The organism is Cupriavidus sp. 21MJTG02-4 (assembly GCF_057798975.1).
Window position 1 is genome coordinate 329,042 of sequence record NZ_JBYOJP010000006.1, and the last position, 15,510, is coordinate 344,551.

Consider the following 15,510-nt stretch of genomic DNA (forward strand, 5'->3'; position numbering starts at 1 on the left):
TGACTCAGGACACTAGTTCAGGTTGGTGACGTAGTTCGCAAGGTTGCGGATATCGTCGTCGCTCAGGTTGCGCGAGACGCTGGTCATGTTGCCCGCGTCGTTGGTGCGCTTCTTGGCGCGAAAGTCTTCGAGCTGCTTCACGATATACGCGTACTGCTGCCCGGCCACGCGCGGGATCTCGTTCTGGCCGGCGAACCCGCCAAGGTGGCACATGGTGCACAGCACTTCCTCGGATTTCTTGCGGCCGGCCTCCACGCGCGCGGCGTCCACCTTGTAGGTGGAGGGCATCGGCTTCTGCGCGGCGAAGTAGTCGGCCAGGTCCTGCATGTCCTGGCGCGAGAGCGGCGCGGCCATCGGGGACATGACCGGGTCATTGCGGCGGCCTTCCTTGAAGTCGCGCAACTGCAGGGTGAGGTAGCGTGCGGTCTGGCCGGCCAGCACCGGGTAGGCCGGATTGGTCGAGTTGCCTTGCGGCCCGTGGCACGCCACGCATACCTGCGCCTTGGCCTGTCCGGCGGCGGTGTCCGCGCGGGTCAAGCCACTCATGCCGCTGGCGCACAGCAGCAAGCCAAGCGCGAGCAGCCGCCCCGAGGGGCGGCTGTGGCGCGGTGGGATCCGGTCCGTCATGTACGTTGCTGGCGTCTCACTGCACGGCAAAGACAAAGATGCTGTTCCCCCGCTTGAAATCGAGCTGCGTGTTGCCGCCCGCGGCCACGGCGATGTACTGCTTGCCGCCGACCATGTAGGACACCGCCGGTGCATTGACGCCCGCGCCGCACTGGAACTCCCACAGCTTCTTGCCGGTGGCGGCATCAAAGGCGCGGAACAGGCCATTGCCTTCGCCGTTGAACACCAGGCCGCCCGCGGTGGCCAGCACGCCGCCGATCAGCGGCTGCTCGGTCTTGAAGTCCCACTTCACCTTGCCCGTGTCGATATTGACGGCTGACAGCTTGCCCCACTGCTGCTCGCTCGGGATCGTCTTGAAGGCGCCGCCAAGCCACAGCTTGCCGCCCGGGTACGGCGCGTCTTCCACCTGGTACGTCATCGGCTGGTGCAGGTTGGCCGCATAGGCCAGGCGCAGTTTCGGGTTGAACGCCATCGGCGACCATTCCACGCCGCCGTTGGCGCCGGGCAGCATGCGCGCGCCGGCAGCCGTCGGCAGCGTCCACATGTTCTCTTGCGGCACCATGGCGTCGGAGAAGCGGATCAGGCGTCCGTCGCGGCGGTCATGCACATAGACGTGCCCGGTCTTGCCGCCATGGATCACGCCGGGAATCATGGCACCCTTCTCGTCGCGCACGTCGACCAGGATCGGCGGGCTGACCGCGTCGAGGTCCCAGACGTCATGGGCGATATATTGCGAGTGCCACTTGTAGGCGCCGGTGTTCAGGTCGACGGCGACGAGCGAATCGGTGTAGAGGTTGTCGCCGGGGCGGATCGCGCCGTACAGGTCAGGCGACGGGTTGCCCACCACGAAGATCACGAGCTTGTTGGCGCGGTCCACTGCGGGCGCCATCCACACGCCGCCGCCGAGGGTCTTGTAGAAGTCGCCGCCCTTGTCGGCCAGCATCTTCTTCTCGGCGTCGATATTGCGCTTCATGTCGCGGCCGGTGGCATCCTTGGTGGCCCAGACGCCTTCATGGCCCTTGTCGGGAATCGTGTAGAAGGTCCACAGCAGCTTGCCGTCGTTGGCGCCGAACGCCTTGACGAAGCCGCGGATGCCGTACTCGCCGCCATTCGTGCCGATCAGGATCTTGTCGTCGACCACCACCGGCGCCATGGTTTCCGAGTAGCCCAGTTCAGGATCGGCGATCTGCGTTTCCCACAGCAGCTTGCCGGTCTTCGCGTCCAGCGCCACCAGCTTGGAGTCGAGCGTGCCCATGTAGAGGCGGTCGCCGCTGATCGCCACGCCGCGGTTGTTGGGGCCGCAGCAGAACGTCGTGACCGGTCCCATCTTGTGCTTGTAGTGCCAGAACTCCTTGCCGGTCACCGCGTCGACGGCGTAGACGTGGTTATACGACGTGGTCAGGAACATCACGCCGTTGACGACGATGGGTGCGGTTTCCATCGACTCCATCACGGCCGTCTGGAACACGAACGCGGGCCGCAGCTTGGCGACATTCTTGGTGTTGATCTGGCTGCCGGCGTAGTAGCGCGTCTGGCCATACGAGCCGTTCGAGTGCAGCCAGTCGTTGCTGTTGGTCAGCGCGCCATCGAGCTGTGCCTGGCTGACCGGACGCAGCGCGGCGGACATTGGCGACCCCGCGGTGGTCGCGCCGCCTTGTATCTCCTCGGCGCCATAGGCGGCGCAGGCAAGGGTCATGAACAGCAGGGGAATGGCATGCCGGGAGAGGCGACGGACAGAGAGCATGGGACGCTCCTTTTTTCGATTCTTGTAGCCCCGAAGCCCCTGTCCCGCGGGCCGGCGTGCGGCGCCGGCAACGACATCGGCGCGGCGTAAAGCTGGCTCGTCCGCGCAAGAAGTGGTCCGAGGTGAGGGGAGTATAGGCAAGAATGTGCACAAGACAACCAATACGCGCGGGCTTATGCGGTGCTGGCGCCAGGCATGCAATCAGCCCTGCATTGCAGCATCCACGCCGCGCTTGAATTTGTGCTTTGCGCACACCAAACTTTTAGCGGTAGCCGCACCGGTCACAGCCGGAAGGAGTCGCAGATGAACCGCGCAGTGCAGAGAGTTTCCAGGTTGGGGCTGTGCCTGCTCGGGGCACTGTGCCTGCAGGCGCCTGTCCGGGCCCAGGATGACGTCAGCCTGAATGCCCGCCTGCTGGCGTCGGCCCGCGCCGGCGACGAGGCCGGCGTGCGCGGCGCGCTGCAGCAAGGCGCCGCGGTCGACTCGCGCAACCGGATCGGCGACACCGCGCTGATCACCGCGGCCAAGCGCGGGCTGACCGGCATGGCGCGCACGCTGGTCGATCACGGCGCCAATGTCAGCCAGCCCAACCTGCAGGGTGTCACGCCGCTGATGGCGGCGGCGTTCGGCGGCTACCAGGACATCACCGCGATGCTGCTGGAACGCCATGCCGACCTTAACGCGGCGGACCGCATCAGCAAGACCGCCATGGTCTACGCCGCCGGGCAGGGCCAGGCTGGCGTGGTGAAGCAGTTGCTCGACGCAGGCGTGGATGTCAACGCCCGCTACCAGCATGGACTCACGGCGCTGATGTGGGCGGCCGGCTATGACAAGGGCGAGGTCGTGCAGCTGCTGCTGTCGCGCGGTGCCGATGCGGCGCTGCAAGACGACCGCGGCCTGACCGCACGCGCCATTGCCGAGCAGGCCGGCGCGAAGGCCGCGGCGGGCGTCATGGCCGCGCGTCAGTAGCGGCCGGGGCAGGATGGCGCCTCAGTGGCGCCTCAGTGGTGCCTCAAGGGGCGTCGATCGAGCCGATGCTTTTCGGATACGTCACGACGCCCCACGCGAGCGGCAGGCCGTCGATCTGCTGCACCGGCTGGTAGGTGCGCGCGTCGAACACCTGCACGGCATTGGAGCGCCCGCACGCGACCAGCAGGCGGGCGTCGTCGGGCGTGAAGCTGAAATGCCAGCAGCGCTTGCCTACGGCAATATCGGCCAGCGGCGCATAGCTTTGTCCATCGAACACCTGCAGCGTGTCCGCGCGCGAGGCGGCAACGAACACGCGGGCGCCGCTGCGATCGAATGTGACGCCATAGGGCCCGGTGCGCGTTGGCACGGTACGCAGCACGCGGTAGTCGTCGGCGGCCAGCACCACGAATGCGTTGGCCGATTCCAGCGTCACCACATAGCGGCTGCCGTCCGGGCTCGCACGGATGCCGCGCGGACGCGAGCCGGCGGGCATGGAGAGGCGTTGCTGCTGCTGGCCACACGCCTTGTCATAGATGGTGACCGTATCGTCGCCCTCATTGGTGACCAGCATCAGCCGCCCGTCGCGCGAGAACTCGATGCCCTCGGTCTCCAGGCCACTGCGGATGGTGCGCGCCACGCGCCAGGTCCGCAGGTCGACCACGGCGATCTCTGCCGGCAAGGGCTTGTCGTTGTCCTTCTTGCCCGCGTCCGTGGGCGGCGTGGGTGCGCCCGGCTTTCCCGGTGGCCCGGCGCGCTCGCCGGGCTCGAACGTGACGAAGGCCTGGTCGCCGGCGATACGCACGAACTCCGGGTTCTGGCCGATCGGCACACGCCTCACCTCCTTGCCGGCCGCCACGTCGATCACGGACATATCGCCGGTTTCCTTGTTGGCCGTCAGCAGGTATTTGCCGTCCGGGGTCAGTCCCAGCCCGCGCGGCCCTCTGCCCGCGATGGCCGGGCCCGGCAGCCGCTCCATGCGGTCGAGGTCGATCACGGCGATGCCGGCCCCTTCGGTCGAGACAAAGGCCAGCGCCGCGCGGGCCTGGCCCGTCCCGGCCAGCGCGGCGGCAAGCCCCAGCAGCGCGGCGGCACACCGGAATGTCGAAGGCGAGGTCATGACGGCTCCTTGGTGGGAAATGGGTGATATCGGGGCGTGACGGCGCGGTTCATCGTCCGTCCCACTCGTAGCGCACGCCGACCAGGAACAGCCGCGGCGCACCGGGCGCGATAAAGCGCTCCACCGGCACCGTGGCGCCCGGCTGCAGCAGCGCTCCGCCCGGGAACAGGTTGTAGCCGGCCTGGCCATAGGTGGCGTAGCGCCGGTCGAACACATTGTCGATACGGCCGTAGACCTGCCAGCGCGGCAGGAACTGCCAGCTCGCGCGCAGGTTCAGCAGCAGGTAGCCGCCGGTATCGGACAGGCCCGGGTACCGCGCGCTCAGCGCGCCATCTTCGTTGCCGGCCACCGGCCGCGACGACGACACCAGCAGGTCGCCGCCCACGCTGAGTGCCGCGGTGGCGCGCCAGTCGGCGCCGAGCTTGAAACTATGCAGCGGGATGCCCGCCATGCGCGTGCCGGGCTGCACCGCCACGGGCGCCGCAAATGGCGTCTGCAGCGTTCCTTGTGCCTGGTAGGTGGCCGGCGTATAGCTGTAGCCCGCGCGCAGCGTCAGGCGGCCGAGGCGCTGGCGCACGCCCACTTCCACGCCCTGGTTGCGCGTCTTGGGAAAGTTGGAGAAGTACCCCAGCGGGCTGACCGGGGAACGCTGGAACACGATGTCGTCGCGATTGTCGCTGCGGTACAGCGCCAGCGTGATCTCGCTGGCATCGGCAGGCTGCCAGCGCCCGCCGAACTCCAGCGTGCGCGTGACCACCTGTCGCAGGAACGGGTCGGCCTGCAGCCCCGTGGGCAACTGGCAGGCGTTGGCGGGATCGGCGCAACCGAGCTCGATGGCCGTCGGCATGCGCGTGCCCTGCGAGGCCGAACCGAACAGCACCAGCCGGTCGAGCAGGCGGTGCGTCACGCCCAGGGAAGGGTTGAGACGCGAATAGGTGAAACGCTCATCGGACTGCGTGGGGAGGCTGAGCAGCGTATGGCGGCGGCCCTGGTTCCAGCGCGCGGCCAGCGTCAGGAAGGTGCCTTCCAGCAAGCGCATGGTGTCGGTGGCAAACAGGCCCACGGTGCTGTCGCGTCCGTCCAGCGCGGCCTGCGTCAGTACCGGCGCGCCGGCATCGGCAACCGTATTGCGGGCATCGTCGAAGCTGCCCTGCTGCGTGGTCTGCGTGTAGCGCGAACGGTTCAGGTCGAGCGCGGCGCCGAGCGCGAAGCGGTGCGTGTCGCCGTCATGCGACCATTGCATCGACGCGCCGTAGCTGGTCTCGCGCACCGTGGCGCTGTTGAGCACGGCATTGGCTGGCGCATCGTCGGCCTCGCATGCCGCGCTGCCAGCCTGGCCCTGGCAGCCGAGCGCGGTGTCGAGGTAATCGTCGCTGATATCGCCGCTGTTGGCGCGGGTGCGGGTCTGCCGCAGGTAGAGCGTCAGCTGCAGCTGGTCCTGCGCGTTGAACTGGTGGGCGCCGTTGAGGGCCACCTGCAGCGAACGCGAGCGCGTCACGTCGGGCGCGGTGTAGATCGCGCGGCGGTCGGCGGCATAGAGGCTGTCCGGCGTCAGGCCATTGCCGCGCAGCCGGCTGTCGCTGCCCAGCACGCTCACGTTCCATTGCGTGCCGCTGGTGGAGCGGCCCAGCTTGAGGAACACGTTGCCCAGGTCGCTGTCCGAGCGGTCGCGCCAGCCGTCCTCGCGCCAGCCCGTGCCGGCAACGTAGGCGTGCCAGCCATCGCCGAGCCGCTGGCCCGCGCTGACATCGAGGCGCGCACGGCCGTAGCTGCCCACGCTCAGGTCGGCCTCCACGCCCGGGTGGGTTTCGCCGGACTTGGTCTGCAGGGCCAGCGCGCCGCCCAGCGTATTGAGCCCGTAGAGCGGATTGCTGCCCGGCACCAGCGTAATGGTGCCGAGCGCGGCTTCCGGGATCGCGGCCCAGTGGATGACATCGCCCAGCGCCGCGTTCTGGCGCACGCCGTCCAGGTACAGCGACAGCCCCTGCGCGGACCCGAGCGTGGGGGACAGCCGGTAGCCGCGATAGAGGATGTCCTGCGCGAACGGATTGCCCTGCCCGTCGTTGACCACTACGCCGGTCATGGTTTCGGCCAGGAAGGCCGACAGGTTCGGGGCCTTGACGCGTTCCAGGTCGCCGTCGGTCGCGGTCTGCGCATTGCCGGCAAAGGCCTGCCGCTCGATCGTGAAGCCGGGCAGCGGGGTCGGCGCGACGACCGTGACTTCGCGCAGGTTGTGGACCTGGTCGGCTGCTGTTTCGTTCGTCTCTTGCTGCGCTGCCACAGGCCATGACACGGGCAGTGCCAGGGCGCCCAGGCAGGGCACGAGCCGGAGCGGACGAGTGCGGCAACGGCTGCGGGCCATGGGCTCCCTGTCGCGCTGCGTCGCGCGGGCAAATTGCTGCGGGCTGGACGTAAGTGACTGCGAGTGGCGCAAATGCTACCTAATCTAGTTCAGCGGGCAGGGACTGCCAAGTTGCGCGGCAGTGGGCCCGCTGTTTTTTGCCTAGAGTTTTCAGGTGGGCCCGGGCTTGCGCGGGCCGCGTCGCACGTCCCGTCTCGCGAACCAGGAGGAACCGCCCATGCCGATCACCGAAACCGATGTCGATCCCGGCCGCCGCCGGCTGCTTGGCGCCGCCGCCCTCGCCATGCTCGGCCTGGGCGCCTGCGCGCAACGCAGCGTTGGCAGCGGTGGCGGGCAGCCGGCCAGGATCGGCGTGATCGGTTCGGGACGGATAGGCGGGACCATCGGCGGCCTGTGGGTGAAATCGGGCCACCCGGTGTTGTTCTCCTCGCGCCATCCCGAGTCGCTGAAGGCGCTGGTCGATGCGCTGGGCCCGCTGGCGCGCGCGGGCACGGTGGCCGACGCCATTGCGTTCTCGGACGTGCTGTTCCTGGCGACGCCTTACAAGGCGCTGCCGGAACTCGGCCAGGAGAACCCCGGCGCCTGGCGGGGCAAGATCGTTCTGGACGCGACCAATGCCATCGTCCCCAGGGACGGCGCCATTGCCGACGAGGCGCAGCGCAACGGCATTGGCATCACCACGGGCAAGTACCTCGCGGGTGCACGCGTGGTGCGCGCGTTCAACTTCATGGGCGCGGCCAACTTCGCCAGGGAACACCATCGCGAGGGCGAACGCATCGCCGTGCCGATTGCCGGCGATGACCCGGCCGCGCTGCGCGTGGCGGAGCAGCTCGTGCGCGATGCGGGGTTTGAACCGGTGGTAATAGGGCCGCTGGCCACCGCGGACAGGTTCGCGCCCGGCGGGCCGCTGTTCCGCCAGATTGGCAGCGTGGAGGAGATGCGCAGGAAGATGGGCGCGCAGTAGGCAACAGAGCCGCGTGCGGCGACAGGCTCAGGGCCGGCGGCGTTCCATCGCCACCATCGACGGCGTGAAGCCGAGCTGGCCGAAGAATGCCGCCTCGGACGAGCGCGCGGCGCGCAGGACCCAGATGATGTCGGGATCGTTGCCCATTACCTGGCGCACCAGCGCCCGGCCGATGCCCTGGCGGCGATGACTCGGTGCGACCACGACCATGGACAGGAAGCCATCGGAGACGTCATCGCAAAGCGCGCGCGCGAAGCCGACGATTTCACCCTTGTCGACGGCCACGGCCACATGCTGCGAATTGGCGACCAGGCGGGCGAAGCGTTCGGCGCTGCCTACGCGGTTGTTCCAGCCGTTGGCGATCAGTAGCTGCCTGGCGGCTTCGACTTCTCCAGGCAACAGATTACGGATTTCCATCGGCGGCTCCCCTAGCAAACGCATGTACGGCCCATCGCAGCCCCCTGCCAGGGGCGCCGCGAGTCGAGTACGGCACGGGAAGCCCGGCCGCGCAATTGGCGGAGTGTAGCGAGCGGGGGCAGACACGTCAATTTGCCACCGCACGCACGCGGTGGCCGCGCCGCTGGCGCTGCCGCGCGGTATGATGGCTGGCATGAACGCCCCCATCTTCTCTTCTGCCCACCCGGCCGATCAGTTGGCTGAGTTCTCCGACGCCGACGCGGCGCTGGCCCGGATCCGCGAGATCTACAACGCTTCGGTGAGCGCGGTGCGCGCGCGCTTCGACGCGTTCGCCAACGGCAAGCCGCTGCCTTCCGCGGCCCACGCGTGCTACCCGTACCTGGGCATCTCCGTGAACATCGAAACCATGGTGACCGACAGCCGGCCGTCATGGGGCACGGTGGCCTATCCCGGGGTCTATGGCACCACGGTGACGCGGCCGGACCTGCTCGCCGATTACTACCGCGACCAGATCGAACGGCTGATGCGCTACCACCGCGTGCCCGTGGTGGTGGGTCTGAGCCGTCGGCCGATTCCGCTGCCGTTCGTGATCGAAGCTTCCACCACCGACATCAGCTACACCCAGGCGCGCGAACTCGAGGTGTCGTTCGTGCTGCCGGAGCTGAGCCGCATCGACGATTCCATTGCCAACGGCACGTTCGAGCCGGTGCCCGGCGAAGCGTGGCCGTTGTCGCTGTTCCCGGCCGAGCGCGTGGACCTGGCCTTGCAGCGCCTGTACCACTACACCGGCACCGCGCCCCAGCATTTCCAGCGCTTCGTGCTGTTCACCAACTACCAGCGCTACGTCGACGAATTCATCGCGCTCGGCCGCTCGCTGATGGCCAGCAGCGATGGCGGCGGCTACGCGCGCTTTGTCGAGCCCGGCGACGTGGTGCAGGAACTTGGCGGTGCCGAGCCCGGCGACGACGCCCACCCGCGCGCGCTGCCGCAGATGCCTGCCTACCATCTCGTGCGCGACGACAAGCTCGGCGTGACGCTGGTCAACATCGGCGTGGGCCCGTCCAATGCCAAGACCATGACGGACCACCTGGCCGTGCTGCGTCCGCACTGCTGGATGATGGTGGGCCATTGCGGGGGCCTGCGGCGCTCGCAGCAGCTTGGCGATTACGTGCTCGCCCACGCCTATGTGCGTGACGACCACGTGCTCGACCATGACCTGCCGCCGTGGGTGCCGGTGCCGCCGATCGCGGAGATCCAGGTGGCGCTGCAGGAAGCGGTGGCGCGCATTACCGGGCTGTCGGGCGGCGAGATGAAGACGCGCATGCGCACGGGTACGGTGGTGTCCACCGACGACCGCAACTGGGAGCTGAAATCGAAGGCGCTGTATGCGCGCTTCAACCAGTCGCGCGCGATCGCCATCGACATGGAAAGCGCGACTGTGGCGGCCAACGGCTTCCGCTTGCGCGTGCCCTATGGCACCTTGCTGTGCGTGTCGGATAAGCCGTTGCACGGCGAGCTCAAGCTGCGCGGCATGGCCAATGCGTTCTATCGCCAGCGGGTCAGCCAGCATATGACCATCGGCCTGGAGGCGGTGCGCATTTTGCGCGAGAACGGCGTTGAACAGCTGCATTCGCGCAAGTTGCGGAGCTTCGACGAGCCGGCGTTCCGCTGAATCAACGGTCGGCAAACAAAAAAAGGCCAGCGCCCGAAGCGCTGGCCTTTTTCCTTGGGGCAATGCCCGGATCAGAACCGGTAACCCACGCCCATGCTGAACAGCCACGGATCCAGGTTGACCTTGGAGATATTGACGCCGCCGGCTTTCACGTTGCTGGCCAGCCAGACCTTCTTGACGTCGGCATTCAGGAACCAGTTCTTGGTCAGCTTGTAGTCCATGCCGATCTGCAGGGCCGGCGCCACGCTCCAGTTGTCCAGCTGCAGCGTATTGTTGGCGATGTCCGTGCCCCAGATGCGCGTGAAATTCAGGCCCGCGCCCACGTACGGACGGAAGGTGCCGTCCGGCAGGAAGTGGTACTGCACCAGCAGCGTGGGCGGCAGGTGCTTGAAGGTGCCGATCTTGTTGCCATTCAGGTAGACGTCCTGCTTTTGCGGCACGGTCAGCACCAGTTCAGCGGCGATGTTGCGCGTGAAGAAGTAGGTGACGTCGAGTTCGGGAATCCACTTGTTGTTGACCGTGATCGCATCCGACGGTACGCCCAGCGCCGGAATGGCATCCGACTTGTCGGCCATGTCCAGGTAGGTGGCGCGCAGGCGAACCATCCAGTTGCCCTGGGTTTCGCCATCGGCGGCGAAGGCGGGCGCGGAAACGGCGCCGAACATGGCAAGTGCGGCGATGGCGGTGCTGGTGGTGCGAGCGACCCGGGTCCGGAGAGAGATCTTGTTCATGGCTTTTTGCTTTGGTCTGGTAAGAAATCGGGAACCAGTTTGGCCGAGCGGCCCGGACAGGACATTGACCGAAGACAAGGGAGACCCTATCCGAAGTAGGGTCGTAGCGATGGCGCCACAGCGCGCCCTGTGCACCGCAAGCGCGGCCCCCGCGGCAATGCACGGCTTCTAAATACATGCGGATTTATTCGTGGCGCGGCCGCAGGGCTCGCCTTAACCTTTGCGTCATGGCCGCAGTCGCGGCCGGTTCCAGGCATGTCGTGGGCGTCCGCAAGGACGTCTTTCCGGGTGTGTCCCGTGGGGGCGGGGCACACCGGTTTTCTTTGCCTGTCCTGCGCAGGCCTCTCGCTGCCGCACCTCCTTTCCGATCTATTCCCGGCCGATCGCCACGATCGACACCGCGTCGCGGATCGTCGCAGCGCGTCGCATTCGGGAATGTCCTCTGAGCCAAAGGGATGGGCCTTCTGTCCCGCCACGTTGTCATCCATCGCGCCATGCGCGCCGGCGGCCGGCGCAGCCTCGGCCAAAGGATGAGCCCTTGTCGGTTATGTACGCCGGCGCTCAATCGTCTGGCCGGTACTGCGACGCAGCCATTGCGCCTAGTCTGGTAGCGCGGGAAAAAGCGAACGACAAACGGGGGGAAGAATCATGACGGCAAGGACCTGGCTTGGCGGGCTCGTGTGCGCGGCGGCGACATGCCTCGTCGCGGCGTGCGGGGGCGGAGGCGGAAGCTCGGGCAGCACCACGCCCACGGCGACGCCCGCTGTCAGCTATACGGCAAAACTCAACGTGACCTCGGCCGAGGTCGGCGTCGGCCGCACGCTGACCATCAGCGCGGTGGCCGTCGACAACAGCGGCAACGACGTGACCTCGTCCACCAGCTTTGCCTGGGCCTCGGCCGACAACGCCGTGGCCTCGGTCGTAGGCAGCACGGCTACGGTCGGCGGCGCGGTGGTGACCGGCGTCAATCCCGGTACGACTACCGTGCAGGTGGTGGCCACGGTCAAGGCCGCCGACAACTCCACCGTGCAACTGCCGGCGCAGTCGGCGACCATCACCGTGGTGCCGGCCTCGGCCACGACCTATAGCCTGTCGGTCCCGAATACCTCGTTGTCGATGACCGATGGGCAGACGCTGCCGGTCAAGGTATCGCTGGTCGACAACAACGGCAACGACGTGTCGGCGAATGCGAGCGGCTGGAACTGGACCAGCAGCGGCACGGCGGTACAGGTCACGCCGGCGCTGAACAGTGCAACGCTGAAGGCCAGCAACAGTTCCACCACCGCTGCCGCCACGGCCAACGTGTCGGTGTCGGTGACGGCGCCGGATGGCCGCCCGCTCGGTGGCGTGATTTTCGTCACGGTGCAGAAGAATGGCACGGCGACGTACCGCGTGGTCACAACGCAGAACGGCGACCCGGTCAATGCGCTGCAGGTGCTCAGCAGCTATCCGGCCAGCTTCAGCGCCCGCGTGCTGCGCAACGACGACCAGGATGTGACCGCGGACTTCGACGGGACCTGGACCTATGTGCCGACATCGTCGAGCCTGTCGGCCGCGGAAGCCGCGGGTACGCATGACGTGACGGTCAGCACCAGCGTGGCCAAGGGCGCCGGTCCGGTGCAGGGCACGCTCACGGTCACGGCGGTCAGCACCAAACTGGCGGCGAAGCCGACGGCCAGCCTCAACGTCGTGGAGAACCCCGAGTGGGCGCTGATGCCTGACGTCCAGCAACCGCTGACGCTGACGATGATCGGCATCCCCATCCCGGTCACCGTGGGCCTGAAGAACTTCGGCAATGACCAGCCTTCGACGGCCTGCACGGGCTGGACCTGGGTGGCCAACGGACCGGTCACGCTGTCGCCGGGCATCGGTGACAACCAGCGCAGCGTGTCACCCACGGCCACCGGCGACTTCACGCTGACCGTCAGCTGCACCAACGTTGCGGACGGCAAGCTCATGACGGTGAAGCTGGTCGGTACCGTCAAGTAGCCCTCAATGCGGGCATGTTGTCCCGCGGTCCCGAACGCCCTCCGCAGGAGGGCGTTCTGCATTGCCGGCCCGGCTATTCGATGCGCAGGGCGGTCGAGCGTACCCGTTTCTGCGTGCTCGCGAGGCCGTCATCGCGGCGCCTTTCCGATGGCATCGCGCGTGCGCTTTTGCGTGCTTGGGGAACGGAAGATCGAGCGAAGTTGCCCTGCGCGGCGTGCCAAGCGTACCCGTTTCTGCGTGCATGGGCGCAAGCGATCCATCGCCTCGACAGGCATGCGATATGGGCCCCTTGGGGCATGTCACGAAAGGCGGGAGAGCGGTCGCGCAGGCGGCAAAAGGGCGCGAGCGTACCCGTTTCTGCGTAGCGATCCAAAGGTGAGAAAACGAGCGCCGGAGCGCCCGAATCAGCGCTTGCGTACCAGCTGAATGACTTGTTCGGCGGGTTTGTCCGGCATGCCCGGGGGGCTCGCGGTATTGGAGGCGCAGGTGTTGCAGCCGCCGTCGTCGCAGCCGCTGGCGCAGCCGGCCGCGGCTTGCGGGGCCAGCCGGCGCACCAGCCGTGCGCGCCAGCCAGTGGCCGCCGCGCCGCCGAGGCGCGCGGCCAGTCCGGCCTTCAGGCGTTCGCGCGTGCGCGGCGCGTAGCGGGCCGCCACCGACACCGCGCATGCCAGCACGATCAGCGGGACCAGCAGGGATTCGACGGCGTGGTAGAGGCTCATGGCGTCAGCTGAACAGCAGGGCGACGCGGTAGGTGATGAGCGCGGCCAGGTAGCCCAGGCCGGCCAGGTAGGCGGCCGATGCCGCCATCACCTTCCACGAGTTGGTCTCGCGGCGGATCACCGCCAGCGTGGAGATGCACTGCGGCGCGAACACGTACCAGGCCAGCAGGGCGAGCGCGGTGGCCAGCGACCACTGCTGCGCGATCATCGGGGCCAGCTGCGCCGTCACGGCGTCATCGCTGCCGGACAGCGCGTAGACCGTTGCCAGCGCGCCCACGGCCACCTCGCGCGCCGCCAGGCCCGGCACCAGCGCAATGCAGATCTGCCAGTTGAAGCCCACCGGCGCGAACACATGCTCCAGCGCCTTGCCGATCATGCCCGCGAAGCTGTAGTCGATGGCCGGGCCCGTGGCGCCCGCCGGCGGAGCCGGGAACGTGGCCAGGAACCACAGCAGCACGGTCAGCGCCAGGATCACCTTGCCGACGCGCGCCAGGAAGATACGGGCACGCTCCCACAGCCCCAGAGCCACGTCGCGCGGGTTGGGAATGCGGTACGACGGCAGTTCCATCAGCAGCGGATGGTCGGTGCGGTCGCGGCGGAAATACTTGAGCGCGTAGGCCACTGCCAGCGCGCTGACGATGCCCGCCACGTACAGCGCGAACAGCACCAGCCCCTGCAGGTTGAACAGCCCCATCACCGTGCGTTGCGGGATGAATGCCCCGATCAGCAGCGCATAGACGGGCAAGCGCGCCGAGCAGGTCATCAGCGGCGCCACCAGGATGGTGGTGAGCCGGTCGCGCGGGTCCTGGATGGTCCGCGTGGCCATGATGCCGGGGATCGCGCAGGCGAAGCTCGACAACAGCGGAATGAAGGAGCGGCCTGACAGCCCGGCGCCCATCATCAGCCGGTCCAGCAGAAACGCCGCGCGTGGCAGGTAGCCGGATTCCTCCAGCGTCAGGATGAACAGGAACAGGATCAGGATCTGCGGCAGGAACACAATCACACTGCCCAGGCCAGCGATCAGGCCGTCCACCAGCAGGCTCTTCAGCATGCCGTCGGGCAATTGTGCGCCTATCATCTCGCCGATCCAGTGCACCCCGCCTTCGAGGCCGTCCATCAACGGCGCGGCCCACGAGAACACGGCCTGGAACATCAGGAACAGCAGCACGGCCAATAGCAGCAGGCCCAGCACCGGATGCAGCACGATGCGGTCAAGCTGGTCGTCCAGCGCGGCGGTGCGCGCGGGCATCGACACCGCGGCTTGCAGTAGCCGGTTGACCTCGGCATGCACGTCGAGGTCATCGGCCGGCGGCAGCGCCGGCGGCGCGGGCGGCAGCGTGCCATCGAGCACGCCGAGCAGCGCCGCGGCGCCTTCGCGCTTGATCGCCACGGTCTCCACCACCGGTACGCCGAGCGCGGCCGCGAGCTTGTCGCGGTCGATATGGATGCCGCGGCGCGCCGCCGCATCACTCATATTGAGCACCACCACCATGGGCAGGCCCAGCCGGCGCAGCTCCAGCACGAAACGCAGGTGCAGGCGCAGGTTGGTGGCGTCGACCACCGAGACCAGCAGGTCGGGCTTCGGCTCGCCGGGGCGCTTGCCCATGCAGATGTCGCGCGTGATGGCCTCGTCGAGGCTGGCCGCGTGCAGGCTGTACGCGCCCGGCAGGTCCAGGATGCGGATCTGCCTGCCGGCCGGCGAGACGAAGAAGCCTTCCTTGCGTTCGACCGTCACGCCGGCATAGTTCGCCACCTTCTGGCGGCTGCCGGTCAAGCGATTGAACAACGCGGTCTTGCCGCAGTTGGGATTGCCCACCAGCGCAATTCGCAATGCAGAAGGCAAGGCGGAAGAAGAGGGAGCTGCAGACATAGTCGGGAAGAACTCAGGCAGAGCGTTGCGCCGCCTTGGTATCGGGCTGGCCGGCGGCCTCGCTGGCCGGAGCAATGCGGGTAACGGTGGCGCTGACGACTTCGACGCCGATGCGTGCGGCCTCGGAACGGCGCAGCGCGAAGCGCGTGAATCCGACCTGCGCCACGAGCGGGTCCATGCCGAAAGGGCCGAAGGCGATCACTTGCACCACTTCGCCAGGGACAAAGCCAAGTTCGCGCAAGCGGCGCGCCACCGGGTCCCCGGGCGTGGCGTCGACCACCGATTGCACTACGGCGGGCGTGCGCCGTGGAAGTTCAGACAACTGCATC

The 15,510-nt window shown here is 67.8% G+C and carries 13 protein-coding genes; 4 read left to right on the forward strand and 9 right to left on the reverse strand.

Annotated features, from left to right (window positions below):
• Positions 1-12 precede the first annotated feature (12 nt).
• Both AC3FKH_RS15210 and AC3FKH_RS15215 read right to left on the reverse strand, forming a co-directional pair.
• Entirely contained in the window at positions 13-627 is a 615-nt protein-coding gene (locus AC3FKH_RS15210; protein ID WP_488676703.1) for a c-type cytochrome, read from the reverse strand.
• Between the two features lie 16 nt (positions 628-643).
• Positions 644-2,323 (reverse strand): pyrroloquinoline quinone-dependent dehydrogenase, encoded by a 1,680-nt coding sequence (locus AC3FKH_RS15215; RefSeq protein WP_488676800.1) that lies wholly within the window; start codon positions 2,321-2,323, stop codon positions 644-646.
• Positions 2,324-2,674: 351 nt separating this feature from the next.
• On the opposite strand from AC3FKH_RS15215, the gene AC3FKH_RS15220 reads away from it, so the two are divergent.
• Complete coding sequence (locus AC3FKH_RS15220) at positions 2,675-3,340, forward strand: ankyrin repeat domain-containing protein (RefSeq protein ID WP_488676704.1); 666 nt, start codon at positions 2,675-2,677, stop codon at positions 3,338-3,340.
• Positions 3,341-3,383: 43 nt separating this feature from the next.
• Here the strand turns inward: AC3FKH_RS15220 and AC3FKH_RS15225 are convergent, their stop codons facing one another.
• Together AC3FKH_RS15225 and AC3FKH_RS15230 are read right to left on the reverse strand one after the other, a co-directional pair.
• The gene (locus AC3FKH_RS15225; protein ID WP_488676705.1) at positions 3,384-4,457 is read right to left on the reverse strand and encodes a YVTN family beta-propeller repeat protein; all 1,074 of its coding nucleotides are present in this window, start codon (positions 4,455-4,457) and stop codon (positions 3,384-3,386) included.
• A gap of 49 nt (positions 4,458-4,506) precedes the next feature.
• Complete coding sequence (locus tag AC3FKH_RS15230; RefSeq protein ID WP_488676706.1) at positions 4,507-6,738, reverse strand: TonB-dependent receptor; 2,232 nt, start codon at positions 6,736-6,738, stop codon at positions 4,507-4,509.
• A gap of 298 nt (positions 6,739-7,036) precedes the next feature.
• Here AC3FKH_RS15230 and AC3FKH_RS15235 point away from each other — a divergent pair, with 298 nt between their 5' ends.
• Positions 7,037-7,783, forward strand: a complete 747-nt coding sequence (locus AC3FKH_RS15235; protein WP_488676707.1) for an NADPH-dependent F420 reductase — start codon at positions 7,037-7,039, stop codon at positions 7,781-7,783.
• A 27-nt stretch (positions 7,784-7,810) separates the two neighbouring features.
• Here the strand turns inward: AC3FKH_RS15235 and AC3FKH_RS15240 are convergent, their stop codons facing one another.
• On the reverse strand, positions 7,811-8,200 hold the full coding sequence (locus AC3FKH_RS15240; protein WP_483712739.1) for a GNAT family N-acetyltransferase: 390 nt from the start codon (positions 8,198-8,200) through the stop codon (positions 7,811-7,813).
• Positions 8,201-8,384: 184 nt separating this feature from the next.
• Between AC3FKH_RS15240 and AC3FKH_RS15245 the strand changes: the two genes are divergently transcribed.
• Complete coding sequence (locus AC3FKH_RS15245; protein ID WP_488676801.1) at positions 8,385-9,872, forward strand: AMP nucleosidase; 1,488 nt, start codon at positions 8,385-8,387, stop codon at positions 9,870-9,872.
• Between the two features lie 71 nt (positions 9,873-9,943).
• Here the strand turns inward: AC3FKH_RS15245 and AC3FKH_RS15250 are convergent, their stop codons facing one another.
• Positions 9,944-10,603 carry an OmpW/AlkL family protein gene (locus AC3FKH_RS15250; protein ID WP_488676708.1) on the reverse strand — a complete coding sequence of 220 codons (660 nt, stop codon included), beginning with the start codon at positions 10,601-10,603 and terminating at the stop codon, positions 9,944-9,946.
• Positions 10,604-11,251: 648 nt separating this feature from the next.
• Here AC3FKH_RS15250 and AC3FKH_RS15255 point away from each other — a divergent pair.
• Entirely contained in the window at positions 11,252-12,592 is a 1,341-nt protein-coding gene (locus tag AC3FKH_RS15255; RefSeq protein WP_488676709.1) for a hypothetical protein, read from the forward strand.
• A gap of 404 nt (positions 12,593-12,996) precedes the next feature.
• Here the strand turns inward: AC3FKH_RS15255 and AC3FKH_RS15260 are convergent, their stop codons facing one another.
• The 3 genes from AC3FKH_RS15260 to AC3FKH_RS15270 are packed head-to-tail and all read right to left on the reverse strand — an operon-like array spanning position 12,997 to position 15,509.
• Positions 12,997-13,311 (reverse strand): DUF6587 family protein, encoded by a 315-nt coding sequence (locus AC3FKH_RS15260; RefSeq protein WP_488676710.1) that lies wholly within the window; start codon positions 13,309-13,311, stop codon positions 12,997-12,999.
• 4 nt (positions 13,312-13,315) lie between these two features.
• Positions 13,316-15,181, reverse strand: a complete 1,866-nt coding sequence (gene feoB, locus AC3FKH_RS15265; RefSeq protein WP_488676711.1) for a ferrous iron transport protein B — start codon at positions 15,179-15,181, stop codon at positions 13,316-13,318.
• A gap of 13 nt (positions 15,182-15,194) precedes the next feature.
• Positions 15,195-15,509, reverse strand: a complete 315-nt coding sequence (locus AC3FKH_RS15270; protein ID WP_488676802.1) for a FeoA family protein — start codon at positions 15,507-15,509, stop codon at positions 15,195-15,197.
• Position 15,510 lies beyond the last annotated feature (1 nt).